Below are 25,599 nucleotides of genomic sequence, written 5' to 3'. Positions count from 1 at the left end.
GCCATGGGCGCGCCTGAAGGCGCCGTGGTGCTCGGCCAAAGCACTTCGAACGTTTGCATGACCCGTTTCGACGACATCCGCCTGCTGCGCATCAACTATTTGCGCGGTCCGAACCTCTGGACCTACCGTCCGGTACTCGAAGTCTGGCTCGACCTCGGCCAGCTGGAAGACTTCCCCTCCAACAAGATCGACGGCTTCACCGACCGCCTGACCGGCCTGCTGCCGGCGCTCATCGAGCACCACTGCGGCGTCGGCGAGCGCGGCGGCTTCATCCAGCGCCTGACCGAGGGCACGTGGTCCGGCCACGTGCTGGAGCACGTGGTCATCGAACTGCTGAACCTCGCCGGCATGCCGACCGGTTTCGGCCAGACCCGCAGCACCTCCGAGCACGGCGTCTACCGCATGGTGTTCCGCGCCCGTGACGAGCAGGTCGCCCGCGTGGCGCTGGCCGAGGGCCACCGCCTGCTGATGGCGGCCATCAACAACGACCCGTTCAGCGCCGCCGACGTGCAGAAGGCCGTCGACGCGGTCAAGGCCAAGGTGGAAGACTGCTACCTCGGTCCGAGCACCGCGGCCATCGTGGCCGCCGCCACCGACCGCGGCATTCCGCACATGCGCCTGAACAGCGGCAACCTCGTGCAGCTGGGCTACGGCGCCAACCAGCAGCGCATCTGGACCGCCGAGACCGACTACACCAGCGCCATCGGCGAATCGATCGCCAGCGACAAGGAGCTGACCAAGTCCCTGCTCGCGAGCTGCGGCGTGCCGGTGCCCGAAGGCCAGGTGGTCGCCAACGCCGAAGAAGCCTGGGAAGCCGCCGAGGACATCGGCCTGCCGGTGGCCGTGAAACCTTCCGACGCCAACCACGGCCGCGGCGTGTCGCTCGAACTGACAACGCGTGAAGAAGTCATGGCCGCCTTTGCGGTCGCCGAGCCCGAGGGCAGCGACGTGATGGTCGAGCGCTTCATCCGCGGCCACGAGCACCGTCTGCTGGTGGTGGGCGGCGAAGTGGTGGCGGCCGCGCGCGGCGAGATCATCACCGTGACCGGCGACGGCCAGAGCAGCGTGCGCGACCTGATCGACAAGCAGCTCAACAGCGACCCGCGCCGCGGCGCCGAGGAAGAGTTTCCGCTCGACGTGATCGTGATCGACAGCGACGCCAAGCTGCAGCTCGAGCTCAAGCGCCAGGAGCTGGACGCCAACGCCGTGCCGGCCGCCGGCCGCGTGGTCACGATCCAGCGCAACGGCAACATGGCCAACGACTGCACCGACCAGGTCCACCCCGAAGTCGCGCACGCCGCCGTGCTCGCCGCGCGCGTGGTGGGCCTTGACATCGCGGGCATCGACCTCGTGGCGCAGGACATTTCCAAGCCGCTGGGCCCGCAGCGCGGTGCGATCGTCGAAGTCAATGCCGGCCCCGGCCTGCTGATGCACCTGAAGCCGGCCGTCGGTTCGCCGCGCCCGGTGGGCCGCGCCATCTGCGACCACCTGTTCCCCAACGACACGCCCGGGCGCATTCCCGTGGTCGGCGTGGCCGGCTCGCGCGACACCGCCGTGCTGGCGCGCCTCGTGGCCTGGCTGATCGGCCTGGGCGGGCGCCAGACCGGCCTCGCCTGCCGCGACGGCCTGTTCCTCGAACGCCGCCGCGTCGATGCGCGCGACAGCGCCAACTGGGACGCCGGCCACCGCCTGCTCGTGAACCGCGCCGTGCAGGCCGTGGTGATCGAGAACGGCGCCGAAACCATCCTGCGCGACGGTCTCCCCTACGACCGCTGCGAAGTCGGCATCGTCACCGATCTCGACGGCTTCGAAGCCCTGGCCGACTACGACATCACCGAGAGCGACCAGATGGTCAAGGTGCTGCGCACGCAGGTCGACGTGGTGCTGTCCGAAGGCACGGCCGTGCTGAATGCGGGCGACCCGCGCGTGGCCGGCCTCGCGCCGCTGTGCGACGGCGCCGTCATCCTCTATTCGGCCGACCCGCAGGCCGCCGAACTCACGGCGCATCAGCGCGCCGGCGGCAAGGCCGTGCTGGTGCGGCAGGACCGTGTGGTGCTGGCCAACGGCAACAGCGAATCGTTCCTGCCCGGCCTCGGCCGGCTGACCGTGTGGCGCGCCACCCATGCCGGCGTGAGCCTCGAAAGCCTGCTGGCCGCCGTGGCCGCCGCCTGGGCAATGGGCATTCCGCTGAACCTGATCGGCGCCGGCGTGGAGGCCTTCGAGGCCGACCTGCAGGCGGCGCTCGCCTCGCTGCAGCTGTCGCAGACCCAGCCGCTCTCGTCGCAACACCCCCAACAGCAATTCGCATGAGAGTCACCCGCATCCGAGCCCTTCGCGGCCCCAATCTCTGGAGCCGCCACACTGCCATCGAAGCGGTGGTTGCCTGCCAAGGCGACGAGAACGCCATCAGCAAGCTGGCCGGCTTCGAAGCCCGCCTGCGCGCGCGCTTCCCGACCATCGGCGAACTGCACCCGATGGTGCTGGGTCAACCGCTGGCGCTGGCCCATGTGCTCGAGAACGCCGCCGTGGCGCTGCAGGCGCAGGCCGGCTGCGCCGTCAACTTCGGCCACACCTCGCCCACCGTGGAAGAAGGCGTCTACCAGGTCGTGTTCCAGTACAGCGAAGAAGCCGTCGGCCGCCGTGCGATCGAGTTGGCCGAGCAGCTGATCGAGGCCGCCCTGGCCGACACTGCCTTCGACGCCAACGCCGCCATCACCGAGCTGCGCGACCTCGATGAATCCGAGCGCCTGGGCCCGAGCACCGGCTCCATCGTCGATGCCGCCGTGGCGCGCGGCATTCCGTATCGCCGGCTGACCAGCGGCAGCCTGGTGCAGTTCGGCTGGGGCTCCAAGCAGCGCCGCATTCAAGCCGCTGAAGTCGACAGCACCAGCGGCGTGGCCGAATCGATCGCGCAGGACAAGGAACTGACCAAGCAGCTGCTCAACGCCGCCGGCGTGCCGGTGCCGCTGGGCCGCCCCGTGGCCAGCGCCGAAGACGGCTGGGCTGCTGCCAACGAGATCGGCCTGCCGGTCGTGGTGAAGCCGCAGGACGGCAACCAGGGCAAGGGCGTCACCGTCAACATCAACTCGCGCGAAGAACTGTTCGCGGCCTACGACTCGGCCGCCGTCTACGGCGAGGTGATGGTCGAGAAATTCCTGCCCGGCTTCGACTTCCGCCTGCTGGTGGTGGGCGACCGCCTCGTGGCCGCCGCGCGGCGCGATCCGCCACAGGTGATCGGCGACGGCAGCGCCACGGTGCGCCAGCTGGTCGACACCGTGAACCTCGACCCGCGCCGCGGCGAGGGCCACGCCACTTCGCTCACGAAGATTCGCCTCGACGACATCGCCATCGGCCGGCTCGAGGCCCAGGGCCTCACGCCCGACAGCGTGCCCGCGCGCGGCCAGCGCGTGGTGCTGCGCAACAACGCGAACCTGTCGACCGGCGGCACCGCCACCGACGTGACCGACACGGTGCACCCCGAAGTCGCGGCGCGCGCCGTCGATGCGGCGCAGATGGTCGGCCTGCACATCTGCGGCGTCGACATGGTCTGCGAGAACGTGCTGCGCCCGCTCGAGGAACAGCACGGCGGCGTGGTCGAGGTGAATGCCGCGCCCGGCCTGCGCATGCACATCTCGCCCTCGTTCGGCCGCGGCCGCGCGGTCGGCGAAGCGGTGATGGACACCCTGTACGCCCACGGCGACGACGGCCGCATTCCCGTGGTCGCCGTCACCGGCACCAACGGCAAGACCACCACGGCGCGCCTCATCAACCACCTGCTCGCATCGAGCGGCCTGCGCACCGGCATGACCAACACCGACGGCGTGTACGTCGACGGCCGCCAGACCGACAGTGGCGACTGCAGCGGCCCGAAGAGCGCGCGCAACGTGCTGATGCACCCCGATGTCGACGCGGCCGTGTTCGAAGTGGCGCGCGGCGGCGTGCTGCGCGAAGGCCTCGGCTTCGACCGCTGCCAGGTGGCAGTGGTCACCAACATCGGCAGCGGCGACCATCTGGGCCTGAACTACATCACCACCGTCGAAGACCTCGCGGTGTTGAAGCGCGTGATCGTGCGCAATGTGGCCGCCGACGGCTACGCGGTGCTCAACGCGGCCGACGTGAACGTCGCCGCCATGGCGGCCGGCTGCCCCGGCCACGTGATCTTCTTCACCGCCGACCGCATGCACCCGGTGATGGCCACGCACCGCGCGCAGGGCAAGCGCACCGTGTACGTCGACCAGGACACGCTGGTCGCGGCCGAAGGCTCGTGGCGCGAGCGCATTGCGCTGCGCGACGTGCCCATCACGCGCGGCGGCACCATCGGCTTCCAGGTCGACAACGTGATGGCCGCCGTGGCCGCGGCCTGGGCCGTGGGCCTCGACTGGGACACCATCCGCAGCGGCCTCGCGAGCTTCATGAACGACGCGGCCGGCGTGCCGGGGCGCTTCAACGTCATGGACTACCGCGGCGCCACCGTGATCGCCGACTACGGCCACAACACCGACGCCATGCGCGCACTGGTGTCGGCGGTGGACACGATGCCGGCGAAGAAGCGCTCGGTGGTGATCAGCGGCGCGGGCGACCGGCGCGACTCGGACATCCGCGACCAGACGGCCATCCTCGGCGAAGCCTTCGACGACGTGATCCTTTATCAGGATGCTGCACAGCGCGGCCGCGCCGACGGCGAAGTGATGGCACTGCTGCGCCAGGGCCTGCAGGGTGCGGCCCGCACCCGCCAGATCGACGAGATCCGCGGCGAGTTCGTCGCGATCGACGCCGCGCTGGCCCGCCTGCAGCCAGGCGACCTGTCCCTGATCCTCGTGGACCAGGTCGAGGAAGCGCTCGCTCACCTGGCACAGCGCATCGCAGCGGGCTGAAGCCCCGCTTGCCGGACACGTCCCACATGCAGGGGCGCGTCCGGCCCGGTCGGCGGGCGCGGCTGTCCCACAGACCCGCAGCCCCCGGCCACGCCAGACTAAGGCTCCTGTCACGCACCTCATTACAGGGAGGGCGTGCTTTCACCAAGGAGCCCGCATGACAACAACAGTTCGTTCCATCCTGTCCGCAGCGGCATGCCTCGCCGCCAGCGGCTTCATGGCCTTCGGCGCACAGACCGCCGGCGCGCAGGCGCCGGGGTCTGACGCCCGCATGCAGAAGGAACGCGCCACCTGCGACGGTGTACAGCAGGACCGCGCCGCCTGCCTGCGCGAAGCCGGCGCGGCCCGCCAGGAAGCGAGCCGCGGCGGCCTTACCAGTCCGAGCCCGGTCCGGGAGCAGGTCAACGCCCTCGCCCGCTGCGGCGAACTGCCGGCCGCCGAGCGGCCCGACTGCGAAGCCCGCATCGAGGGCGGCGCACGCACCACCATCGACGGCAGCGTGATGGGCGGCGGCGTGATCCGCGAAACCGTGACGCCGCTGCCGCCGCAGACCATGCCGGCACGCTGAAGGAACCCGCCCTCCTCGGGCGCTTCCAATATTTCCCAGGTTTTCAAGCTCGCTTCAAGGAGCCATCCATGAAAAGCACCACTCGCTCAATCATCTTCACCATGCTCGCCGCCGGCGGGCTTGCAGCCGGCAGCATCGCCTTTGCAGCGTCGCCGCGCGGCGCAGCAGCCTCGGGCACCTACCAGCAGGAACTGGCGGTCTGCGGCCACAACCAGCAGGACCGCGCCGCCTGCATCCGCGAAGCCGGCGCCGCGCGCCTGGAAGCCGCGCGCGGGGGCCTGACCAGCGCACCCGACTACCGCGCCAATGCGCTCGCCCGCTGCGGCCTGCAGCAGCAGCCAGACGACCGCGCCGCCTGCGAGGCCCGCGTGCTCGGCAGCAGCGGCAACAGCACGGCCAGCGTCGACGGCAGCGTGATGGGTGGGGGCGTGATCCGCGAATCGGTCACCACCATCGTGATGCCCGCACCGGCGATGGCGCCGGAACCGACGCCGATGCCGGCCCCGATGCCCGAGCCGATGCCCATGCCCCGGCCGATGCCCGCGCCCCTGCGCTGAGCGTCTTCGCTGAAGAAGCATCGCCAGGCGCTGCCGGCGGCTGGCGATGCCCTTACTGTCACAGTACTGTCATAAAAGGCGCAGGCCTGCTAGCTATAGTTCTCGGTCCCTGCCTACCGAGGAATCCTTTCCCATGAATGCCATCAAGGTCGCTCGCCGATTCATCGAAACGGACCCGGCCAACGAATCGGCCAAGATCCTGGCCCAGCTCGTGTTGGCTCTCGAGTCCGAACGCAGCTTCGAGTTGGTCACGCTCTACAACCTCGACTACAAGAGCTTCGAGCTCGCGATGGACATCCTGAAGGAATGGCGGCTCGACCGCTACTACGCCAGCAAGTCCAAGCTGTTCGACCTGTCGCTGCAAGTCACCGAACTCGAGAAAAGCTGAAGTCCGCGGGGGCACCCCCCGCGTGTTCAGACCAGCATCCCGCCCGACACCTCGATGCGCTGGGCATTCACCCAGCGACTCCCCTCCCCGAGCAAGCCCGCGACCATCGCGTCGAAGTTCGTGTGCAAGCCTGCGCGCGCAGCACCGCATCGTGCACTTCGCACAGACCCTCTCGCCGAATGACGCGGGTCGGGAAGACTTCGACGCCGCCCAGGGCCGCTACCGGATGCAGCCGATGCGCTCCATCGTCACGGTGAACGGCACCGACGCCTACAACGCCGCGGCGGTCGCGGGCCTCGGGCTGATCCAGGCGCCGATCGGCGGCCTCCTGCCGTGCTTTGCGGCCGGCTCGCTCGTGCAGGTGATGCCGGCGTTCACCGCCCGCGCGATGACCGAGATCCTCGCGCCCTACTTCGCCCGGGACGGCGAACCGGCTATCTCCCCCAGCGCAGCACCAGCGGATCGAGCCGCTTCGCCGTCTCGATCAGGCCGTCGCGCGTCGCGGGGTGCATCGCGGGCAGCGGATGCCGCGGCGCCTCGCAAGCAATCACGCCGCCCTCCTTCATGAGCGACTTGCAGGCCAGGAGGCCCGCCTGCCGGTTCTCGTAGTTGATGAGCGGCAGCCACTGCTGGTACAGCGCGAAGGCCTTGTCGCGGTCGCCCGAACGGTGCGCCTCGATGATCGGGCGAATGCCGTCCGGATAGCCGCCGCCGGTCATGGAGCCGGTCGCGCCGGCATCGAGGTCGGGCATCAGCGTGATGGCCTCCTCGCCGTCCCACGGGCCTTCGATGGCTTCGCCGCCCAGGCGGATCAGCTCGCGCAGCTTGGCGGCCGCACCGGCCGTCTCGATCTTGAAATACGCGACCTGCTCGATCTCCTTCGCCATGCGCGCGAGGAACGGCGCCGACAGCACTGTGCCGCTGGCCGGCGCGTCCTGGATCATGATCGGGATGTCCACCGCATCCGACAGGCGCGCGTAGAACTCGAAGATCTGCGGCTCGGGCACGCGGAAGGTCGCGCCGTGGTAGGGCGGCATCACCATCAGCATGGCCGCGCCCATGTCCTGCGCGCGGCGGCTGCGCTCGGCGCACACCTTGGTGCTGTAGTGCGTGGTGGTCACGATGACCGGCACGCGGCCCTTCACGTGTTCGAGCATGGTGCGCGTGAGCACCTCGCGCTCCTCGTCGGACAGCACGAACTGCTCCGAGAAGTTGGCAAGGATGCACAGGCCGTCCGAGCCCGCGTCGATCATGAAATCGACGCAGCGCTTCTGGCTCTCCAGGTCGAGTTCGCCCTGTTCGGTGAAGGTGGTAGGCACCACCGGGAAGATGCCGCGGTATCTGGGGGTCATGATGTTTCGTTGCTTGCGTGGGTTCAATGCGAATGGCGCGGCACGGCCGAGCCGCGGCAGCCGACGAGAAAGTCGAAGTCGCAGCCTTCGTCGGCCTGCAGCACGTGGTTGACGTAGAGCTTCTGGTAGCCGCCGCCGCGCGTGCTCATCGGTTGTGCATCCGAAGAAGACAGCGAAGCGAGGCGCGCCGCCAGTTCCTCGTCGCTGATGTCGAGGTGCAATCGCCCCGCATCGCAGTCGAGCTCGATCCAGTCGCCGTCGCGCACCGCCGCCAGCGGCCCGCCGTCGGCCGCCTCGGGCGCGACGTGCAGCACCACCGTGCCGTAGGCCGTGCCGCTCATGCGCGCATCGGAGATGCGCACCATGTCCTTCACGCCCTGGCGCAGCAGCTTGGGCGGCAACCCCATGTTGCCGACCTCGGCCATGCCGGGGTAGCCCTTGGGACCGCAGTTCTTCAGCACCATCACGCAGCTTGCGTCGATGTCGAGGTCTTCATCGACGATGCGTGCCTTGTAGTGCTCCAGGTTCTCGAACACCACCGCGCGCCCACGGTGCTTCAGCAGCTCCGGCGATGCGGCAGAGGGCTTGAGCACCGCGCCGCGCGGCGACAGGTTGCCGCGCAGGATGCGGATGCCGCCATCGGCGATCAGCGGCTTGTCGAGCGGGCGGATCACCTCGTCGTCGAGGCTGGGCGCATCGCGCACGTTGTCCCAGATCGACTGGCCGTTGACGGTGAGCGCAGCGGGGTGCGGCAACAGACCGTTCTCGCCGAGCCGGCGCAGCACGGCGGGCAGGCCGCCGGCGTAGTAGAACTCTTCCATCAGGAAGCGCCCCGAAGGCATCAGGTCGACGATGGTCGGCGTATTGCTGCCGATGCGCGTCCAGTCCTCCAGCTCCAGCTCGACGCCGATGCGCCCCGCGATCGCCTTCAGGTGGATCACTGCATTGGTCGATCCGCCGATGGCCGCGTTCACGCGAATGGCGTTCTCGAAGGCCTCGCGCGTGAGGATCTTCGACAGCGTGAGCCCCTCCTTCGCCATCTCCACCGCGCGCATGCCCGACATCTGCGCGAGCACGTAGCGCCGCGCATCGACCGCCGGAATCGCCGCGTTGTGCGGCAGCGAGGTACCGAGCGCCTCGGCCATGCAGGCCATCGTCGAGGCCGTGCCCATCGTGTTGCAGGTGCCCGCCGAGCGCGACATGCCGCCCTCGGCCGAGAGGAACTGGTGCAGGTTGATCTCGCCCGCTTTCAGCGACTCGTGCAGCTGCCACACGGCCGTGCCCGAACCGATGTTCCTGCCCTCGAGCTTGCCGTTGAGCATCGGCCCGCCCGTGACCACGATGGCAGGGATGTCGCAGCTCGCCGCACCCATCAGCAGCGCGGGCGTGGTCTTGTCGCAGCCTGTGAGCAGCACCACCGCGTCGACGGGGTTGCCACGGATGGCTTCCTCGACGTCCATGCTCGCGAGGTTGCGCGTGAGCATCGCGGTGGGCCGCAGGTTCGACTCGCCGTTGGAGAAAACAGGGAATTCCACCGGAAAGCCGCCCGCCTCCGAGATGCCGCGCTTCACGTGCTCGGCGATCTTGCGGAAGTGCGCGTTGCACGGCGTGAGTTCCGACCAGGTGTTGCAGATGCCGATGATCGGGCGGCCATCGAACTCATGGTCCGGGATGCCCTGGTTCTTCATCCAGCTGCGGTACATGAAGCCGTTCTTGTCGGCGGAGCCGAACCATTCGGTCGAGCGCAGTTTTTTTGTCATTGAGTCAGCGGCGCGGAGTGCGCGAGGTGAAAAAGCGTTGCAACAAACAGAAAACGAACAGCAGCGCGCCGACCACGATGCGGGTCCACCACGAGCTCAGCGTGCCGTCGAATGAAATGAGGGTCTGGATGATCCCGAGCATCAGCACGCCGAACAGCGTGCCCGCCACATAGCCCACGCCGCCCGTTAGCAGCGTGCCGCCGATCACCACCGCCGCGATGGCGTCCAGCTCCAGCCCGATGGCATGCAGCCCGTAGCCCGAGAGCATGTAGAAGGTGAAGATCACGCCCGCCAGTGCCGAGCAGAAGCCCGAGAGCGTGTACACCCCGACCAGCGTGCGGCGCACCGGCAGGCCCATCAGCATCGCCGAGTTCTCGCTGCCGCCGATGGCGTACACCGCGCGGCCGAAGGGCGTGCAATGCGCGATGAAGATCGCCGCCAGCAGCACCACGACGGCGATCACCGCGCTGATCGACACCGAAGCCTCGCCCCAGATCGGAATGCGGATCTGCGAGACCTCCGAGTAGAACTCGTTGGTGATGCTGATCGAGTCGATGCTGATCAGGTAGCACAGCCCCCGCGCCAGGAACATGCCGGCCAGCGTGACGATGAAAGGCTGCAGCCGGAAGCGCTCGATGAGCAGCCCCATGAACGCGCCGAAAGCCGTGCCCATCGCCAATACCAGCGGAATCACGATGCCGGGGCTCCAGCCGTGCTTCTCGACCAGCGAGGCCGAGACCATGGTGGTCAGCGCGATCACCGAGCCCACCGACAGATCGATGCCGCCCGAAAGGATCACGAAGGTCATGCCCACGGCCACGACGATCAGGAAGGCGTTGTCGATCAGCAGGTTGAGGAACACCTGCGCCGAGAAGAAGCCATCGTAGAAAACAGAACCCAGCGTAGCCACCAGCACGAACAGCGAAATCGTCGCCGCCAACGGCAGGTACTTTGGATTGAGCCCTCCCCTCTTGCCGCCTCTCCCGCTTGCGGGAGAGGGCTGGGGTGAGGGTCCCGTATCGATCACCGCGCTCATGCCCGCCCCTCTTCATGCACCGGCCGCTGCGCCAGCGCCCGCACTTGCGACCTGAACTCCGGCGACTGCAGCAGCATCACGGCAAACACCACGCCCGCCTTCACGACAAGGTTGATCTCCGGCGGCACCCCCAGCGAATAGATCGCATAGGTCAGCGTCTGGATGATCAGCGCTCCGATCACGCTGCCCACGAGGCTGAAGCGCCCGCCGGTCAGCGCCGTGCCACCCAGCGTCACCGCCAGGATCGCGTCGAGCTCGATGAGCTGCCCCGCGTTGTTGCCGTCCGCGCTCTTCACGTTGGAGCTGATGAGCAAGCCCGCCACACCCGCGCAGGCACCGCAGAACGCATACGCACCGACGATCAGCCGCCGCGCCTGCACGCCCGCCACGCGCGCCGCCGTCGGGTTGATCCCCACTGCCTGGATGAACAGGCCCAGCGCCGTGCGCGTGATCGCCAGGTACAGCAGCACGAACACCGCCGCCACGATGAACAGCGAGAACGGCAGCCCGAGAAGGTAGCCACTGCCGAGGAAGAAGAAGGGCTTGTAGTAGATCGTGATGATCTGCCCGTCGGCAATGAGCTGCGCGATGCCTCGCCCCGCCACCATGAGGATCAGCGTCGCGATGATCGGCTGCATGCCGACCTTGGCGACCAGCAGCCCGTTCCACAGCCCGCACAGCAATGCGATGCCGATGGCCGCGAGGATGGCGAGCGGCATCGGGAAGCGGCTCACGTCATTGGCCACCGAGCCACCGATCATCCAGGCCGCGAGCGCCGCCGCGATGGCCACCACCGCGCCCACCGAGATGTCGATGCCGCGCGTCGCGATCACGAGCGTCATGCCCAGCGACACGAGCACCAGAGGCGCCGCGCGGTTCAGGATGTCGATCAGGCTGCCGTAGAGATGGCCTTCGCGCCATTCGAGATGCAGGAAGCTGGTGTTGAAGGCGATGTTCACCGCGAGCAGCAGGAACAATGTGACGAGAGGCCAGGCGAGGCGGTGGCTCATGAAGGATGAAAGGCGGTTCATGTCAAAGCGCTTCTTTGATGCGGGAGATACCGCGGAACCGGCTTTGCCGGGCCGCTGGTGTCGCCCCCGGAAGGGGGTTGGCGAAGCGACACGAAGTGCGCGAAGACTGGGGGAGAGTCATGTTGTCGCTGCAATCATTTCGTAGACTTCGTCCTCGCTCGAGCCGCCCGGCAGCTCGCCCACCTTCTGCCGATCCCGCAGCACCACGATGCGGTGCGCCACGCGCACCACCTCGCTCATTTCCGACGAGATGAAGATCACCGCCATGCCCGCCTTCGCGAGCCGCAGGATCTCTTCCATGATCTCCTGCTTGGCCGCCACGTCGATGCCGCGCGTGGGCTCGTCGAGGATCAGCAGGCGCGGCTCGGTCGCGAGCCAGCGCGCAATCATGGCCTTCTGCTGGTTGCCGCCCGACAGCAGCCCGATGGGCGTTTCGACGCTCGCGGCCTTGATGCCGAGCGACTTCACGAAGCGCTCGGCCATCTCGGTCTGCTCGGCATGCGACAGGAAGCGCCGAGTGCCCAGGCGCGCCTGCAGCGCCAGCGCGATGTTCTCGCGCACCGACAGCTCGGCAACGATGCCATCGGTCTTGCGTTCTTCGGGACACAGCGCAAGACCTTCGCGAATGGCATCGGCCGGGTTCGAGAAGCTCATGGTGCGGCCATCGACCTTGAGCACGCCGCGGTCCGGCAACTCCAGCCCGAACAGCAGCCTTGCGAGTTCCGTGCGGCCCGCGCCCAGCAGGCCCGCGATGCCGACGACTTCGCCGGCACGCACACGCAAATCCGTCGCCTGCAGCTGGCCCGCCTGGCCCAATCCTTCGGCTTGCAGCAATGCGGGTGCGGCCTCATCGAACGAAGGCAAGGCAGCGGGACGCGCCGACTGCGCCGCCAGCTCACGCCCGAGCATCGCTGCGATCAACGCCTGCGGCCCCAGGTCTGCGGCACGCCACTCGCCGATCCAGCTGCCGTTGCGCAGCACCGTGATGCGGTCCGACACCGCATACATCTGGTTGAAAAAGTGCGTCACGAAGACGATGGCCAGCCCTTCGCCGCGCAGGCGCCGCAGCACCTCGAACAGCTTTTCCACCTCGTCGTCGTCCAGGCTCGATGTCGGCTCGTCGAGGATCAGCACCTTCGACGACACGCCCAGCGCACGCGCAATCGCCACCATCTGCTGCACCGCAACCGAGTAGCCCGACAGCAGCCGCGTCACGTCGATGTCGAGCCCGATGCGCCCCAGCAGCTCTTCGGCGCGGCGGTTCACCGCGGCCCAGTCGATGCGAAAGCCCTGCGCCGCGCCGCAACGCGGATAGCGCCCCGCGAACACGTTCTCCGCCACCGACAGGTTCGGGCACAGGTTCACCTCCTGGTAGACCGTGCTGATGCCCAGCTTCTGCGCGTCGAGCGGCGAGTGCGGCTGGATCGGCTGGCCGTCGAGGAACATCTCGCCGCCGCTCGACGGCAGCACGCCCGTCAGCACCTTGATCAGCGTCGACTTGCCCGCGCCGTTCTGACCCATCAGCGCATGGATCTCGCCCGGGTACAGGTTGAGCCGTACGTCGCGCAGTACCTGGATGCTGCCGAACTGCTTGTGGATGCCCCGAAGCTCGAGCACGGGGCTGAGGCTGCCGTCTGTCATGCGCGGCTACTTGTTCTTGTTGTAGACGTCGATGAACACCGCGGCCAGCAGCACCAGGCCCTTGATGACCTGCTGGTAGTCGATGCCGATGCCCAGGATCGACATGCCGTTGTTCATCACGCCCATGATGAAGGCGCCGATCACCGCGCCCATCACGCGGCCCACGCCGCCCGAGGCAGAGGCGCCGCCGATGAAACAGGCCGCGATCACGTCGAGCTCGAAGCCCAGGCCGGCCTTCGGCGTCGCGGTATTGAGCCGCGCCGCGAACACCAGCCCGGCCAGCGCCGCCAGCGCGCCCATGTTCACGAAGGTGAGGAAGGCGAGCCGCTGCGTCTTCACGCCCGACAGCCGCGCCGCCTTCTCGTTGCCGCCCAGCGCATAGATTCGCCGGCCGACGGTGGTGCGGTTGGTGACGAAGTCGTACACCACGATCAGCACCGCCATCACGATCAGCACGTTGGGCAGGCCCTTGTAGGTCGACAGCAGGTAGCTGAAGAACAGGATGATGGCCGCGAAGAACAGGTTCTTCACGAGGAAGAAGGCGTAGGGCTCCTGCTCCATGCCGTGCGCCGCCAGCTTGGCGCGCCCGCGCAGCTTGAAGAACACCAGCGCCGCGGCGGCCAGCGCGCCCACGACCAGCGAGGTGGTGCGCAATGCGTCGCCGCCCAGCGGATCGGGAATGAAGCCCGAGCTGAGCCGCTGGAATTCCACCGGGAACGGCCCCACCGACTGTCCCGCCAGCAGCGCCAGCGTGAGCCCCTTGAACACCAGCATGCCCGCGAGCGTGACGATGAACGACGGGATTTTGCGGAACGCGACGAACCAGCCCTGCGCGGCGCCGATGACGGCGCCCGCGAGGATGCTCACGATCGCCGTCGGCACGAAGTGCCATTCGTACTCGACCATCAGCACCGCTGCAAGCGCCCCGATGAAGCCGCAGACCGAGCCCACCGACAGGTCGATGTGCCCCGCCACGATCACCAGCAGCATGCCCAGCGCCATGATGACCACGTAGCTGTTCTGCAGCAGCAGGTTGGTGAGGTTCAGCGGCCGCAGCAGCGTGCCGTCGGTCAGCACCTGGAACAGCACCATGATCGCGACCAGCGAGATCAGCATGCCGTATTCGCGCAGGTTGTTCTTCAGGAAGCCGACATGCAGCTTCGGCGCCTCGGAGGCGGGAACGGCGGCCTTCACCGCGTTGACTTCAGGCTGCGACATGGATCGAACTCCCCGAGCTCACGATGGCATGCATGATGCGTTCCTGCGAGGCCTCGGCCACCGGAAATTCGGCGACGAAGCGCCCCTCGTTCATTACGTAGATGCGGTCGCACATGCCGAGCAGTTCCGGCAGTTCCGAAGAAATCATGAGAATGCCTTTGCCCTCGCTCGCAAGCTGGTCGATGATGGTGTAGATCTCGTACTTGGCGCCCACGTCGATACCGCGCGTGGGCTCGTCGAGGATCAGCAGTTCCGGCTTGGTGAAGAGCCACTTGCTCAACACCACCTTCTGCTGGTTGCCTCCCGACAGATTGACCACCAGCTGCTCGATGCCCGAGCAGCGGATGTTGAGTGCCTTGCGGTATTCGTTGGCCACCTTGAATTCGCGCCCGTTGTCGATGACCGACGAATCGGCGATCGCATCGAGGTTGGCCAGGCTGATGTTCTTGCGGATGTCTTCCTCCAGCACCAGCCCCAGGCCCTTGCGGTCCTCGGTGACGTAGGCGATGCCGTGGTCGATGGCCTTGCGCACCGTGCCCACGTCCACGGGCTTGCCGTGCATGAGCACGGAGCCGCTGATGCGCTGGCCGTAGGACTTGCCGAAGACGCTCATGGCGAGCTCGGTGCGCCCCGCGCCCATGAGGCCCGCGATGCCGACGATCTCGCCCTTGCGCACGTTCAGGTTCACGCCCTTGATCTGTTCGCGGTCGGCGTGCAGCGCATGGTGCACGCGCCAGTCGCGCACCTCGAACACGGTCTCGCCGATCTTCGGATGGCGCTGCGGATAGCGGTGCGCCATGTCGCGCCCCACCATGCCGCGGATGATGCGGTCCTCGCTGATCGGCTGGCCGCGGCAGTCCATGGTCTCGACCGTCGCGCCGTCGCGCAGCACGGTGACCGAATCGGCCACCTTGGAAATCTCGTTGAGCTTGTGCGAGATGAGGATCGACGCGATGCCCTGGCGCTTGAGCTCCAGCAGCAGCATCAGCAACGCATCGCTGTCGTTCTCGTTCAGGCTCGCGGTCGGCTCGTCGAGGATCAGGAGCTTGACCTCCTTGGCCAGCGCCTTGGCGATTTCCACCAGCTGCTGCTTGCCGACACCGAGGTCGGTCACGAGCGTGGTGGGCAACTCCTTGAGGCCCACCTTGGCAAGCAGCTCTCGCGTCTTCGCATAGGCGGCGAACCAGTCGATCACGCCGCCGTTCGCAATCTCGTTGCCGAGGAAGATGTTCTCGGCAATCGAGAGCAGCGGCACCAGCGCGAGCTCCTGGTGGATGATGATGATCCCGAGCTTCTCGCTGTCGGCGATGCCCTTGAAGCGGCGAAGCTCGCCCTCGAAATGGATCTCGCCGGTGTACGAGTCGCACGGGTAGACGCCGCTCAGCACTTTCATGAGCGTCGACTTGCCCGCGCCGTTCTCGCCGACCACCGCGTGGATCTCCCCCGCGCGCACGGCGAGGTTGACGTTGCTGAGGGCTTTCACCCCCGGAAACGTCTTGGTGATCCCGCGCATTTCGAGGATCGTGCGTTCGCCTTGACTCACTTGACTTGGCTTTCCTTGTAGTAGCCGCTGTCGACCAGCACCTGCTTCCAGTTCGACGCGTCCACGCTCACCGGCTTCAGCAGGTACGAGGGCACGACCTTGATGCCGTTGTTGTAGGTCTTGGTGTCGTTCACCTCGGGCTGCTTGCCCGAGAGCATGGCGTCCGCCATGGCCACCGTCACCTTGGCCAGCTCGCGCGTGTCCTTGAACACGGTCGAGGTCTGCTCCTTGCGCAGGATCGACTTGATCGAAGGCACCTCGGCGTCCTGCCCCGACACCACCGGCATCGGCTGCGAGCCCGAGCCGTAGCCCACGCCCTTGAGCGACGAGAGGATGCCGATGGAGAGGCCGTCGTACGGCGACAGCACCGCGTCGACGCGGTCCTTGGTGTAGTAGGCCGACAGCAGGTTGTCCATGCGCGCCTGCGCCACCGCGCCGTCCCAGCGCAGCGTGCCGACCTTGTCCATGCCCATCTGCTTGCTGCGCACCACGAGCTTGCCGCTCTTGATGTACGGGTCGAGCACCGACATCGCGCCGTTGTAGAAGAAGAAGGCGTTGTTATCGTCCGGCGAGCCGCCGAACAGCTCGATGTTGAACGGGCCCTTGCCGCTTTTCAGGTCGAGCGCCTTCTCGATCGACTGCGCCTGCAGCACGCCAACCTGGAAGTTGTCGAAGGTGGCGTAATAGTCGACGTTCTTCGAGCCCTTGATGAGCCGGTCGTACGCGATGACCTTCACGCCCTTGTCGGCCGCCTTTTGCAGCACGTCGGACAGCGTGGTGCCGTCGATGGCCGCGATGACCAGCACCTTCGAGCCCTTGGTCACCATGTTCTCGATCTGCGCGAGCTGGTTGGGGATGTCGTCGTCGGCGTACTGCAGGTCGGTCTTGTAGCCCTTGTCCTTGAAGTACTTGACCATGTTGGCGCCATCGGCGATCCAGCGGGCCGACGACTTGGTGGGCATCGAGATCGCGATCAGGCCCTTGTCCTGCGCATTGGCCAGCGGCGTGAAGCCGACGATGGCGAATGCGATGCCCGCGAGCGATGCTTTGAGGAATTTGCGTTTCATGGGTGTGGGCTCTCAGTACTTGCGATTGGGAAACTCTTTGGCAGCGACTTCCATCGGGAAGATGCTTTCTTCGGTCACGATGCGCTTGGGCAGCGTCTTGCCTGCCTTGATGTCTTTCACGGCGCTCATCAGTTGCGGGCCGAGCAGCGGGCTGCATTCGACCGACACATTGAGCTTGCCCGCGATCATCGCTTCGAACGCCCCCTTCACGCCGTCGATGGAGATGATGGTGATGTCCTTCGCGGGCTTCAGGCCGGCCTCTTCGATGGCCTGGATCGCGCCGATGGCCATGTCGTCGTTGTGCGCGAAGAGCACGTTGATCTTCTTGCCCTCGGCCTTCAGGAAAGCTTCCATCACCTCCTTGCCCTTGGCGCGCGTGAAGTCGCCGGTCTGCGAGCGGATGATCTTGAACTTCGGGTCGGCCTTGATGATTTCCTCGAAGCCCTTCTTGCGGTCGATGGCCGGCGCCGAACCCACGGTGCCCTGCAGCTCGACGATGTTCACGTCGCCCTTCTGGTCCTTCATCTTCTCGACCAGCCAGCGGCCGGCCTTGCGGCCTTCTTCGGTGAAGTCCGAGCCCATGAAGGTCACGTAGAGCGAGTCGTCCTTGGTGTTGACGGAGCGGTCGGTCAGCACCACCGGGATCTTGGCGGCCTTGGCTTCGCGCAACACGGTTTCCCAGCCCGACTCGACCACGGGCGAGAACGCGATCACGTCGACCTTCTGCGCGATGTACGAGCGGATGGCCTTGATCTGGTTTTCCTGCTTCTGCTGCGCATCGGAGAACTTGAGCTCGATGCCGGCGTCCTTCGCGGACGACTTGATCGACTCGGTGTTGGCAGTGCGCCATTCGCTCTCGGCGCCCACCTGCGCGAAGCCGAGCACGAGTTTTTTCTGCGCGAGCGCAGAAACGGGCAGCAGCCCGCCGAGGGCGGCGGCGGCCAGTGCGGTGTTGAGCGTGCGGCGATTCATCGTCATGGGATGTCTCCTTCTGTTGACTTGCTTGTTGAGAACGGTTTTTTTGTGGCTCAGGCCAGCATGTAGCCGGTCTTCACCGTCGTGTAGAACTCCGCGGCGTGGCGCCCTTGTTCGCGCGGCCCGTAGCCCGACCCCTTGCGGCCGCCGAAGGGCACGTGGAAATCCACCCCTGCGGTCGGCAGATTGACCATCGTCATGCCGACCACGGCATGGCGCCTGAAATGCATCGCGTGCTTCAGCGAATTGGTGCAGATGCCCGCGCACAGGCCGAAGGGCGTGTCGTTGCACAGCGCGAGTGCTTCATCGTAGTTGTCGGCGCGCAGCACGCAGGCCAGCGGGCCGAAGATTTCCTCGCGCGCGATGCGGTGCGCCGGCTTGGCCAGGAACAGCGCGGGGCTCATGTAGTGGCCGGCGGTGGCGCGTTCGAGCGCTTCGCCGCCCCACACGTGCTCGGCGCCCTCTTCGCGCGCCACTTCGACCCAGGCGAGGTTCTGCGCGAGGCGCTCCTCGTCGGCCACCGGGCCGATGTCGACGCCGCGCTCCAGCGCATGGCCGATCTTCAGCGTCCTGAGCCGCTGGCGCAGCCTGGCCACGAAGGCGTCGTGCACCGCTGCCTCGACGATGAGCCGGCTCGACGCGGTGCAGCGCTGGCCGGCGGAAAAATAGGCGCCCTGCACCGCGCAGTCGACGGCGCGGTCGAGGTCGGCATCGGCCAGCACCACCAGCGCGTTCTTGCCGCCGGTCTCGAGCTGCACCTTGGCTCGGCGCGAAGCTGCCGCCTGCAGGATGCGCTCGCCGTTGGCCATCGAGCCTGTGAAGCTCAGCGCATCGACCAGCGCGCTGTCGACCAGCGCCTGTCCCACTTCGCGGCCGCTGCCCATCACGAGGTTGAAGGCGCCGGCCGGCAAGGCGGCGCGGCTGATGATCTCGGCCAGCGCCCAGCCGCAGGCCGGCACCAGTTCGGCCGGCTTGAACACCACGCTGTTGCCGTGGGCCAGCGCGGGCGCGATCTTCCATGCCGGGATGACGAACGGCGAGTTCCACGGCGTGATGAGCCCGACCACGCCGACCGGCTCGCGCGTGACGTCGACCTGCACGCCCGCGCGTACCGAGGCGACGTTCTCGCCGCCGCCGCCACGCAGGGCCTCGCCCGCGAAGAACTTGAAGATCTGGCCCGCCCGCGCCACTTCGGCCACCGCCTCGGGCAGGGTCTTGCCCACCTCGCGCGCCAGCAGCAGGCCCAGGTCGTCCTTGCGTGCGAGCAGTTCTGCGCCGATGCGGTCGAGCACGTCGGCGCGCCGCTGCGGCGTGCTGTGGCTCCAATGGGGAAAGGCCTCGGTGGCCGCGCGGATGGCGGCCTCGGCCTGGCGGCGATCGGCGCGTGCGTACTCGGCCACCACTTCGCTGGTGTCCGAGGGATTGGCGCTCACACCCGTGGTCGCGCTGGTTTCCCAGCGGCCATTGATGTACTGCCGCACGTTCTGATGGAGCTCGCCGTGAATCACCGGGCGGGGGCCTTGTCTCTGTAGTTCTGGATGTGCGGCGAGTCTAGAAACAAAAATGATATCAATCCAATTGTTTTTTAAGCAAAATGGATATCGATCATTGGATTCTGGAAAACCCGATCAGTCCTTCGTTTCAAGTCAAAGAGACATGACCAACTACAACCACTGGTTCATCCGCGCCCGCCTCAAGACCCGGCAGCTCTTGCTGCTCGTGGCCCTGGCCGAGGAAGGCAACATCCACCGCGCGGCGCAGGTGCTCAACATGACGCAGCCCGCCGCCTCCAAGCTGCTGAAGGACCTGGAAGACGTGCTGGAGGTGCCGCTGTTCGACCGCCTGCCGCGCGGCATGCGCCCCACCTGGTACGGCGAGACCATGATCCGCCACGCCCGTGTGGCGCTCGCGAGCCTGAACCAGGCGCACGACGAGCTCACCGCGCTCAAGGCCGGGCGCTTCGGCCAGGTGAGCGTGGGCGCCATCACCGCGCCCGGGCTCACGCTGCTGCCACCGGCCGTGGCCATGGTCAAGCGCGAGCAGCCCGACCTGCGCGTGTCGCTGGAGATCGAGACCAGCCCGGTGCTCATCGAGCGGCTCGAGCAGGGCAAGCTCGACATCCTGGTGGCGCGCCTCTTCGCCGAGCACGACAAGTCGCAGCTGCGCTACGAAGCACTGAGCGAAGAGCCGGTGTGCGCGCTGGTGCGGCCGGGCCATCCACTGCTGGGCGTGAGCGGGCTCACGCTGCGCGACGTGGTGAGCGCAGGCTGGATCGTGCCGCCCGCGGGCAGCGTGCTGCGGCATCGCTTCGAGCTGATGTTCCAGGAAGAAGGCCTGGCGCCGCCGACCAACACCATCGAGAGCCCGGCGCTGCTCTTCATCACGCGCATGCTGCAGCAGAGCGACATGGTGGCGGTGCTGGCGACCGACGTGGCGCGCTACTACGCCGCGCACGGCATCGTGTCGCTGCTGCCACTGGACATGCCCTGCCACATGGACGCCTTCGGCATCATCACGCGCACCGACCGGCTGCCGTCGCCGGCGGCGAAGGTGATGATGAAGGCGCTGAAGACGGCGGCTGTGAGCGTGTACGGGCGGAAACTGGAACTGGACTAACCCCCAGTCTTCGCGCACTTCGTGTCGCTTCGCCAACCCCCTTGCAGGGGGCAACGCCAGCGGCCCGGCAAAGCCGGTTCCGCGGCATTCCGCGCACAGCAATTCCGTTCAGGTCCAGCCGGCGTCCACGGTGAACTCCTGGGCCGTGCACATCTTCGCGTCGTCCGATGCCAGGAACAGCACCATGCGCGCGATGTCTTCCGGCATCAGCTTGTCGGGCAGGCACTGGTTGCGCTTGAGCGACTGTTCGCCTTCGTCGTCGAGCCACAGCTTCACCTGGCGCTCCGTCATCACCCAGCCGGGCGACACAGTGTTGATGCGGATGCGGTCGCGGCCCAGGTCCACCGCGAGCCCGCGCGTGAGGCCGTTCACCGACGACTTGGCGATCGCGTAGCAGGGGTAGCCCGAGCCCTTCGTCTGCCAGCCCGTGGAGCCCAGGTTGACCACCGAGCCGAAGCCCAGGCGCTTCATGCCCGGCACCACCGACTGGATCGCGAACAGCGCCGGCCGCTCGTTGATGGCCATGCGGTTGTCGTAGTAGTCGGGCGTGACCGATTCGAGCGTGTGGCGGTCATCGCTCGCCACGTTGTTGACCAGCACCGCGAAGTCGCCGAGCTCGGTGGCCGCGTCGGAAATGGCCTTCTGCAGCGCGGCGATGTCGCGCACGTCGCAGGCGCGCCACCACGGCGCCGCGTGGCCGGCCTCCTCGATCTGCCGTGCGAGCGCCGCGCTGGAACCCTCGGCAATATCGATGAAGGCGACGCGCGCGCCCTGGGCTGCGAACGCTGCGACGATGGCAGCGCCAATGCCGCTGCCGCCACCGGTGACGAAAACGGCACGGTCTTTCAGGCTGGGATAAATGGAATGTGGGGGGGAATTCAAGAAAAGTCTCCAGGGTGCTCGGCAACTGACATTGCAAAAAGCATATTCATCAATGCCTAAATTTTAAATTTCCGTTATCAATATGCCTTGATACGATCCGCCGAGTCAAGAAGACATGACGAGGAAAAAACAAATGAACAAGCAAGAGACAGGCGTCCTCCCCCCTTCATCCGCATCTGCATCCGTGCCGTCGGTCGCAGGCGAGCTCGCATGCATCTGGGCCGCCGGCGCCAACCTTGGCGAGGGCACGATGTGGTCGCAGCGCGAGCAAGCGCTCTACTGGATCGACATCCTCACGCCGCGCCTGTTCCGCTACGACCCCGCCAGCGGCGCGCAGCGAACCTGGACCTTCGACGAGGAGATCACCGCCATCGCCGAGCGCGCCTCGGCGCCGGGCCTCATCGTCACGCTGCGCCGCGGCTTCGCGCTGTTCGACACCACCGCGCCCGGCGACGACGCGAAGCCGCGCTACCTGCACCAGCCCGAGCCCGAGCCCGAGCGCACCGGCAACCGCTTCAACGACGGCAAGTGCGACAGCCGCGGCCGCTTCTGGGGCGGCAGCATGGACTTCGACTGCCAGGCACCGACCGGCGCGCTCTACCGCTACGACGCCGACGGCCGCTGCACCAGGCACGACGACGGCTTCGAGGTGACCAACGGCCCGACATGGTCGGCCGACGGGCGCACGATGTACTTCAACAACACGGCGCGCAACAACCTCTACGCCTACGACTTCGACGTGGAGGCGGGCACGGTGTCGAACCGGCGCCTGTGGCACCGCTTCCCGAAGCCCGATGGCCTGCCCGACGGCATGACCACCGACGCGGCCGGCCGTCTCTGGATCGCGCACTGGGGCGGCTCCTGCGTGACCTGCCATGACCCGGTGAGCGCGGCCGAGCTGTGCCGCATCCCGCTGCCCGCGAGCCACGTCACCGACTGCGCCTTCGGCGACGCCGACCTGTGCACGCTCTACATCACGACCGCGCGCAACGGACTCACGGCCGAACAGCAGGCGGCCGAGCCGCTGGCGGGCGGGCTGTTCAGGGTGCGCATCGGCAGCCCGGGGGTGCCGGCGGCGCTGTTCGCGGGCTGAAGAAGCTGCCAGACTCGCCCGCGAGACGCAGGTGCGCACCCGCGCCGTAGAACTGGACGATGCCGCGGAGATCACGCTTGTTTCAAGCCCTTAGCGCCAAGCATCAACTGCGCACTAGTTCCGGGCGCTGTTACTTTCGTGTACTTACGGCGCCAGTACAAGGGCTTACATAATCCCCGGAAAAAGCCAGCCCTCATCCGTAGCGGCAGGCGCATTCAGGGAGTCCCATGTCCAACTTCGAAGGCGTGCTCGCACGCCTGCGGCAGCCATGAAGCGCCGCGTCACGATCCAGACGCCCTTGGGCGAGGCACTGCAATTCCATCGCCTCGTCGGTCGAGAGACGCTCAGCCAGGCTTACGTTTTTGAAATCGATCTGCTGGGCAGCAGCAACGCCATCGATCCCAAGACCCTGCTGGGCAAGGCCGCCACCGTCGCGATGGAAACCGAGAGCGGCGCCCTGCGCCACCTTGCCGGCATCGTCACGCGCTTCGGCCTTTCGCAGCAAGACGCGCGACAGTCCTTCTACAAGATGCGGCTGCGTCCCTGGCTCTGGCTCGCCACCCGCCGAAGCGACTTCCGCATCTTCCAGGACCAGACCGTTCCGGACATCCTTGCCGCGGTGCTCGGGCGCTACGGCCACCCGCTCGAGCAGAAGCTCAGCCGCAGCTACCGCACCTGGAACTACTGCGTTCAGTACCACGAGAGCGACTTCGATTTTGTCTCGCGCCTGTGCGAGCACGAAGGCATCTATTTCTTCTTCCGGCATGCAGCCGAGCAGCACGTGCTGGTCTTCGCCGACGACATCGCCAGCTCGCACGGCCCCCTGCCTGGCGGCGAGACCGTGCGCTACCACCCCCACGAACACTCGGGCATGACGGGAGGCCTGGAGCCCGGCGAGCGCATTCATGCATGGGAGCAGGCCGAAGAGATTCGCTCCGGCCACCACTACACCGACGACTACGACTTCGAAAAGCCGAGGGCCGACCTGGCGAGCCGCCAGCAAATGCCGCCCGGCCATGACCACGACAGCCATGAAGCCTACGAGTGGCCGGGTGGCTTCATCCAGCACGGCGACGGCGAGGACTACGCGCGCCTCCGCACGGAGGAGCAACTGAGCGAACGCCGCCGGGCCAGGGGCCGCTCCAACCTGCGCGAACTGGCGCCGGGCCACACCTTCCGCCTCGCCGGCCACCCGCGCGACGACCAGAACCGGCAGTACCTGCTGCTCGGTGTCGGCTATCACCTGCAAGAGACCATCCAGGCCAGTGAAGGACAGAACGGCGCCGAGGGCTCCGTGCAGCGCTTCACCTTCGATGCCCAGCCCACGAGCTTCGCCTGGCGCCCGCGGCGCACGACACCCAAGCCGTGGACCGAGGGACCGCAGACGGCGAAGGTGGTCGGCCCGGCCGGCGAAGAAATCTGGACCGACCGATACGGCCGCATCAAGGTCCAGTTCCACTGGGACCGCATCGGCGAGGACAACGAGCACGCCAGCTGCTGGGTACGCGTGTCGACGGCCTGGGCGGGTTCGACCTTCGGCATGGCCGCGCTGCCACGCATCGGGCAGGAGGTCATCGTCGACTTCCTCAATGGCGATCCGGACTGCCCCATCGTCACCGGGCGTGTGCACAACGCCGACGAGATGCCGGCCTGGCAGCTACCCGATCAGAAGCACCTTTCGGGCATCCGCAGCCGGGAACTGGGCGGCGGCCGCAGCAACCATCTCGCACTCGATGATTCGAGCGGCAAGGTCCAGGCCCAGCTCAAGAGCGACCATCAAAGCTCCAGCCTGAGCCTGGGGCACATCGCGCGCATCGAGGACGTGGCAGGCCGCAAGGACGACCGGGGCCAGGGCTTCGAACTGCGCACCGACGGGCACGGCGCGGTGCGCGCCGCGAACGGCCTGCTGCTGAGCACCGAGGCTCGCGCGAACGCCCAGGCCCACATCGCGGACATGCGCGAGACCACCGCCAGGCTCACCCAGGCACGTGATCTGCACGAAGGATTGAGTCAGGCTGCGCAGGAAGCCAAGGCGCACGAGAGCGGCGACCAGGATGCAGTGACCAAGGCGCTCAAGGAACAGAACGACGACATCAGGGGCCAGGGCAGCGACCCGGCCCACGGCATCTTCCCCGAATTCCAGGAGCCGCACCTGACGCTGGCCAGCCCCGCGGGCATCCAGGCCACGGCCGCCGGCAGCACGCACATCGTGAGTGGCGAGCACACGGCTCTCACCAGCGGCGCGCATGCCAGCATCGGCGCCGGCAAGAGCCTGCTGGTCAGTGCGAAGGAGGCCGTGCGCCTGTTCGCCCACAAGGCGGGCATGAAACTCACCGCCGGCAGTTCCGATATCGACATCAGGGCGCTGAAGGCCAGCGTCAATGTGCTGGCCAAGATGAACATCAAGCTGGAGGCCAACCGCATCACGATCACCGCCAGGGACGAGGTGCTGATCAACGGCGGCTCGAGCTACACGCGCTGGAACGCGAATGGCATCGAGCACGGCACGATGGGCATCTGGCGCGAGCATGCGGCAACGCACAGCCTGGTCGGGCCTGCGAACAAGCCGGTGCCCCCGATCCGATCGACGGCTGCGGCTTTGAAGGAGACACCTCCTGATCCGCAGATCGCGTTCTCCGTACAGCACGTCCCCGGTCCCTCGCCCCTGCTTTTCTCAGGCCAGTCCTACACCCTACTGAAGAATGGCGCCGAAATCCGCAAAGGCTTGTTCGATGAACACGGACGGCTGACCATCGAGCACGCCGAGAAAGGCGCACGCTACCAGGTCCGGCTCTTCAACGGAACCGTCCACGATGTTCCGGTGGCGCCGGACCGGATGGAACCCGATCCCGGGCAGTCCCGGTACAACGAGCATCAGCTGTCCAACAAGGGGTACCGCGGCGATGGGCAAGACAGCTCGAAGCGCCGGTCGCAGCGCGAGCGCGGCTCGGATGCCGGCCAGGCGTCCACTTGATGGCCCTCATCGACGCCGCCCTAT

Annotated in this window: 19 protein-coding genes; 8 read left to right on the top strand and 11 right to left on the bottom strand. The window is 67.2% G+C overall.

Features of this window, described 5'->3' with window-relative positions:
* Positions 1 to 57: 57 nt before the first annotated feature.
* The 5 genes from ACEN9N_RS00870 to ACEN9N_RS00850 all read left to right on the top strand — a co-directional run bounded on the left by ACEN9N_RS00870 (position 58) and on the right by ACEN9N_RS00850 (position 6,387).
* Positions 58 to 2,310 (top strand): cyanophycin synthetase, encoded by a 2,253-nt coding sequence (locus tag ACEN9N_RS00870; RefSeq protein ID WP_495655176.1) that lies wholly within the window; start codon positions 58 to 60, stop codon positions 2,308 to 2,310.
* Positions 2,307 to 4,874: a cyanophycin synthetase gene (cphA, locus tag ACEN9N_RS00865; RefSeq protein ID WP_007831759.1), complete on the top strand. Its 2,568-nt coding sequence runs from the start codon at positions 2,307 to 2,309 to the stop codon at positions 4,872 to 4,874. The genes ACEN9N_RS00870 and cphA overlap by 4 nt, the downstream gene beginning before the upstream one ends.
* A 157-nt stretch (positions 4,875 to 5,031) precedes the next feature.
* A complete protein-coding gene (locus ACEN9N_RS00860; RefSeq protein ID WP_495655175.1) occupies positions 5,032 to 5,442 on the top strand; it encodes a hypothetical protein in 411 nt (136 codons plus the stop codon).
* 68 nt (positions 5,443 to 5,510) lie between these two features.
* Positions 5,511 to 5,999: a hypothetical protein gene (locus tag ACEN9N_RS00855; protein WP_495655174.1), complete on the top strand. Its 489-nt coding sequence runs from the start codon at positions 5,511 to 5,513 to the stop codon at positions 5,997 to 5,999.
* A 133-nt stretch (positions 6,000 to 6,132) separates the two neighbouring features.
* Positions 6,133 to 6,387 (top strand): hypothetical protein, encoded by a 255-nt coding sequence (locus tag ACEN9N_RS00850; protein ID WP_007831762.1) that lies wholly within the window; start codon positions 6,133 to 6,135, stop codon positions 6,385 to 6,387.
* Between the two features lie 434 nt (positions 6,388 to 6,821).
* Here the strand turns inward: ACEN9N_RS00850 and ACEN9N_RS00845 are convergent, their stop codons facing one another.
* The 10 genes from ACEN9N_RS00845 to ACEN9N_RS00800 form a co-directional block, all read right to left on the bottom strand.
* Positions 6,822 to 7,739 carry a dihydrodipicolinate synthase family protein gene (locus ACEN9N_RS00845; RefSeq protein WP_495655173.1) on the bottom strand — a complete coding sequence of 306 codons (918 nt, stop codon included), beginning with the start codon at positions 7,737 to 7,739 and terminating at the stop codon, positions 6,822 to 6,824.
* A 23-nt stretch (positions 7,740 to 7,762) separates the two neighbouring features.
* On the bottom strand, positions 7,763 to 9,499 hold the full coding sequence (locus ACEN9N_RS00840) for an IlvD/Edd family dehydratase (protein WP_495655172.1): 1,737 nt from the start codon (positions 9,497 to 9,499) through the stop codon (positions 7,763 to 7,765).
* A gap of 4 nt (positions 9,500 to 9,503) precedes the next feature.
* Positions 9,504 to 10,535: a galactofuranose ABC transporter, permease protein YjfF gene (gene yjfF / locus ACEN9N_RS00835; RefSeq protein WP_413315387.1), complete on the bottom strand. Its 1,032-nt coding sequence runs from the start codon at positions 10,533 to 10,535 to the stop codon at positions 9,504 to 9,506.
* Positions 10,532 to 11,566, bottom strand: coding sequence for an ABC transporter permease (locus ACEN9N_RS00830; protein WP_007831778.1), 1,035 nt, complete (start codon positions 11,564 to 11,566; stop codon positions 10,532 to 10,534). Before ACEN9N_RS00830 ends, yjfF begins: the two co-directional genes overlap by 4 nt.
* Positions 11,567 to 11,683: 117 nt before the next feature.
* The gene (locus ACEN9N_RS00825) at positions 11,684 to 13,207 is read right to left on the bottom strand and encodes a sugar ABC transporter ATP-binding protein (RefSeq protein WP_495655171.1); all 1,524 of its coding nucleotides are present in this window, start codon (positions 13,205 to 13,207) and stop codon (positions 11,684 to 11,686) included.
* A gap of 6 nt (positions 13,208 to 13,213) precedes the next feature.
* Entirely contained in the window at positions 13,214 to 14,425 is a 1,212-nt protein-coding gene (gene mmsB / locus ACEN9N_RS00820) for a multiple monosaccharide ABC transporter permease (protein WP_007831782.1), read from the bottom strand.
* On the bottom strand, positions 14,412 to 15,938 hold the full coding sequence (gene mmsA / locus ACEN9N_RS00815) for a multiple monosaccharide ABC transporter ATP-binding protein (protein ID WP_042673160.1): 1,527 nt from the start codon (positions 15,936 to 15,938) through the stop codon (positions 14,412 to 14,414). Before mmsA ends, mmsB begins: the two co-directional genes overlap by 14 nt.
* Before the next feature lie 26 nt (positions 15,939 to 15,964).
* On the bottom strand, positions 15,965 to 17,035 hold the full coding sequence (gene chvE / locus ACEN9N_RS00810; protein WP_007831785.1) for a multiple monosaccharide ABC transporter substrate-binding protein: 1,071 nt from the start codon (positions 17,033 to 17,035) through the stop codon (positions 15,965 to 15,967).
* A gap of 12 nt (positions 17,036 to 17,047) precedes the next feature.
* Positions 17,048 to 18,013 (bottom strand): ABC transporter substrate-binding protein, encoded by a 966-nt coding sequence (locus ACEN9N_RS00805; RefSeq protein WP_056509196.1) that lies wholly within the window; start codon positions 18,011 to 18,013, stop codon positions 17,048 to 17,050.
* Positions 18,014 to 18,063: 50 nt separating this feature from the next.
* On the bottom strand, positions 18,064 to 19,518 hold the full coding sequence (locus tag ACEN9N_RS00800; protein ID WP_007831789.1) for an aldehyde dehydrogenase family protein: 1,455 nt from the start codon (positions 19,516 to 19,518) through the stop codon (positions 18,064 to 18,066).
* Between the two features lie 148 nt (positions 19,519 to 19,666).
* On the opposite strand from ACEN9N_RS00800, the gene ACEN9N_RS00795 reads away from it, so the two are divergent.
* Positions 19,667 to 20,626, top strand: coding sequence for a LysR family transcriptional regulator (locus ACEN9N_RS00795; protein ID WP_007831791.1), 960 nt, complete (start codon positions 19,667 to 19,669; stop codon positions 20,624 to 20,626).
* Positions 20,627 to 20,734: 108 nt separating this feature from the next.
* Here ACEN9N_RS00795 and ACEN9N_RS00790 read toward each other — a convergent pair whose 3' ends face one another.
* Complete coding sequence (locus ACEN9N_RS00790; protein WP_495655170.1) at positions 20,735 to 21,508, bottom strand: SDR family NAD(P)-dependent oxidoreductase; 774 nt, start codon at positions 21,506 to 21,508, stop codon at positions 20,735 to 20,737.
* A 133-nt stretch (positions 21,509 to 21,641) separates the two neighbouring features.
* On the opposite strand from ACEN9N_RS00790, the gene ACEN9N_RS00785 reads away from it, so the two are divergent.
* Positions 21,642 to 22,601, top strand: a complete 960-nt coding sequence (locus tag ACEN9N_RS00785) for an SMP-30/gluconolactonase/LRE family protein (RefSeq protein ID WP_495655169.1) — start codon at positions 21,642 to 21,644, stop codon at positions 22,599 to 22,601.
* Positions 22,602 to 22,869: 268 nt separating this feature from the next.
* Positions 22,870 to 25,575, top strand: a complete 2,706-nt coding sequence (locus tag ACEN9N_RS00780; protein WP_495655168.1) for a type VI secretion system Vgr family protein — start codon at positions 22,870 to 22,872, stop codon at positions 25,573 to 25,575.
* Positions 25,576 to 25,599: the final 24 nt, after the last annotated feature.

It is taken from the genome of Variovorax sp. Varisp46 (assembly GCF_059491885.1).
Note: the sequence above shows the minus strand (reverse complement) of the source record. Positions and strands in the feature narration are given on the sequence as shown.

Coding starts and splice junctions, on each gene's coding strand:
- ACEN9N_RS00870 (WP_495655176.1), top strand. CDS start 58: ATGACCCGTTTCGACGACATCCGCCTGCTGCGCATCAACTATTTGCGC.
- cphA (WP_007831759.1), top strand. CDS start 2,307: ATGAGAGTCACCCGCATCCGAGCCCTTCGCGGCCCCAATCTCTGGAGC.
- ACEN9N_RS00860 (WP_495655175.1), top strand. CDS start 5,032: ATGACAACAACAGTTCGTTCCATCCTGTCCGCAGCGGCATGCCTCGCC.
- ACEN9N_RS00855 (WP_495655174.1), top strand. CDS start 5,511: ATGAAAAGCACCACTCGCTCAATCATCTTCACCATGCTCGCCGCCGGC.
- ACEN9N_RS00850 (WP_007831762.1), top strand. CDS start 6,133: ATGAATGCCATCAAGGTCGCTCGCCGATTCATCGAAACGGACCCGGCC.
- ACEN9N_RS00845 (WP_495655173.1), bottom strand. CDS start 7,739: ATGACCCCCAGATACCGCGGCATCTTCCCGGTGGTGCCTACCACCTTC.
- ACEN9N_RS00840 (WP_495655172.1), bottom strand. CDS start 9,499: ATGACAAAAAAACTGCGCTCGACCGAATGGTTCGGCTCCGCCGACAAG.
- yjfF (WP_413315387.1), bottom strand. CDS start 10,535: ATGAGCGCGGTGATCGATACGGGACCCTCACCCCAGCCCTCTCCCGCA.
- ACEN9N_RS00830 (WP_007831778.1), bottom strand. CDS start 11,566: ATGAACCGCCTTTCATCCTTCATGAGCCACCGCCTCGCCTGGCCTCTC.
- ACEN9N_RS00825 (WP_495655171.1), bottom strand. CDS start 13,207: ATGACAGACGGCAGCCTCAGCCCCGTGCTCGAGCTTCGGGGCATCCAC.
- mmsB (WP_007831782.1), bottom strand. CDS start 14,425: ATGTCGCAGCCTGAAGTCAACGCGGTGAAGGCCGCCGTTCCCGCCTCC.
- mmsA (WP_042673160.1), bottom strand. CDS start 15,938: ATGCGCGGGATCACCAAGACGTTTCCGGGGGTGAAAGCCCTCAGCAAC.
- chvE (WP_007831785.1), bottom strand. CDS start 17,035: ATGAAACGCAAATTCCTCAAAGCATCGCTCGCGGGCATCGCATTCGCC.
- ACEN9N_RS00805 (WP_056509196.1), bottom strand. CDS start 18,013: ATGACGATGAATCGCCGCACGCTCAACACCGCACTGGCCGCCGCCGCC.
- ACEN9N_RS00795 (WP_007831791.1), top strand. CDS start 19,667: ATGACCAACTACAACCACTGGTTCATCCGCGCCCGCCTCAAGACCCGG.
- ACEN9N_RS00785 (WP_495655169.1), top strand. CDS start 21,642: ATGAACAAGCAAGAGACAGGCGTCCTCCCCCCTTCATCCGCATCTGCA.
- ACEN9N_RS00780 (WP_495655168.1), top strand. CDS start 22,870: ATGAAGCGCCGCGTCACGATCCAGACGCCCTTGGGCGAGGCACTGCAA.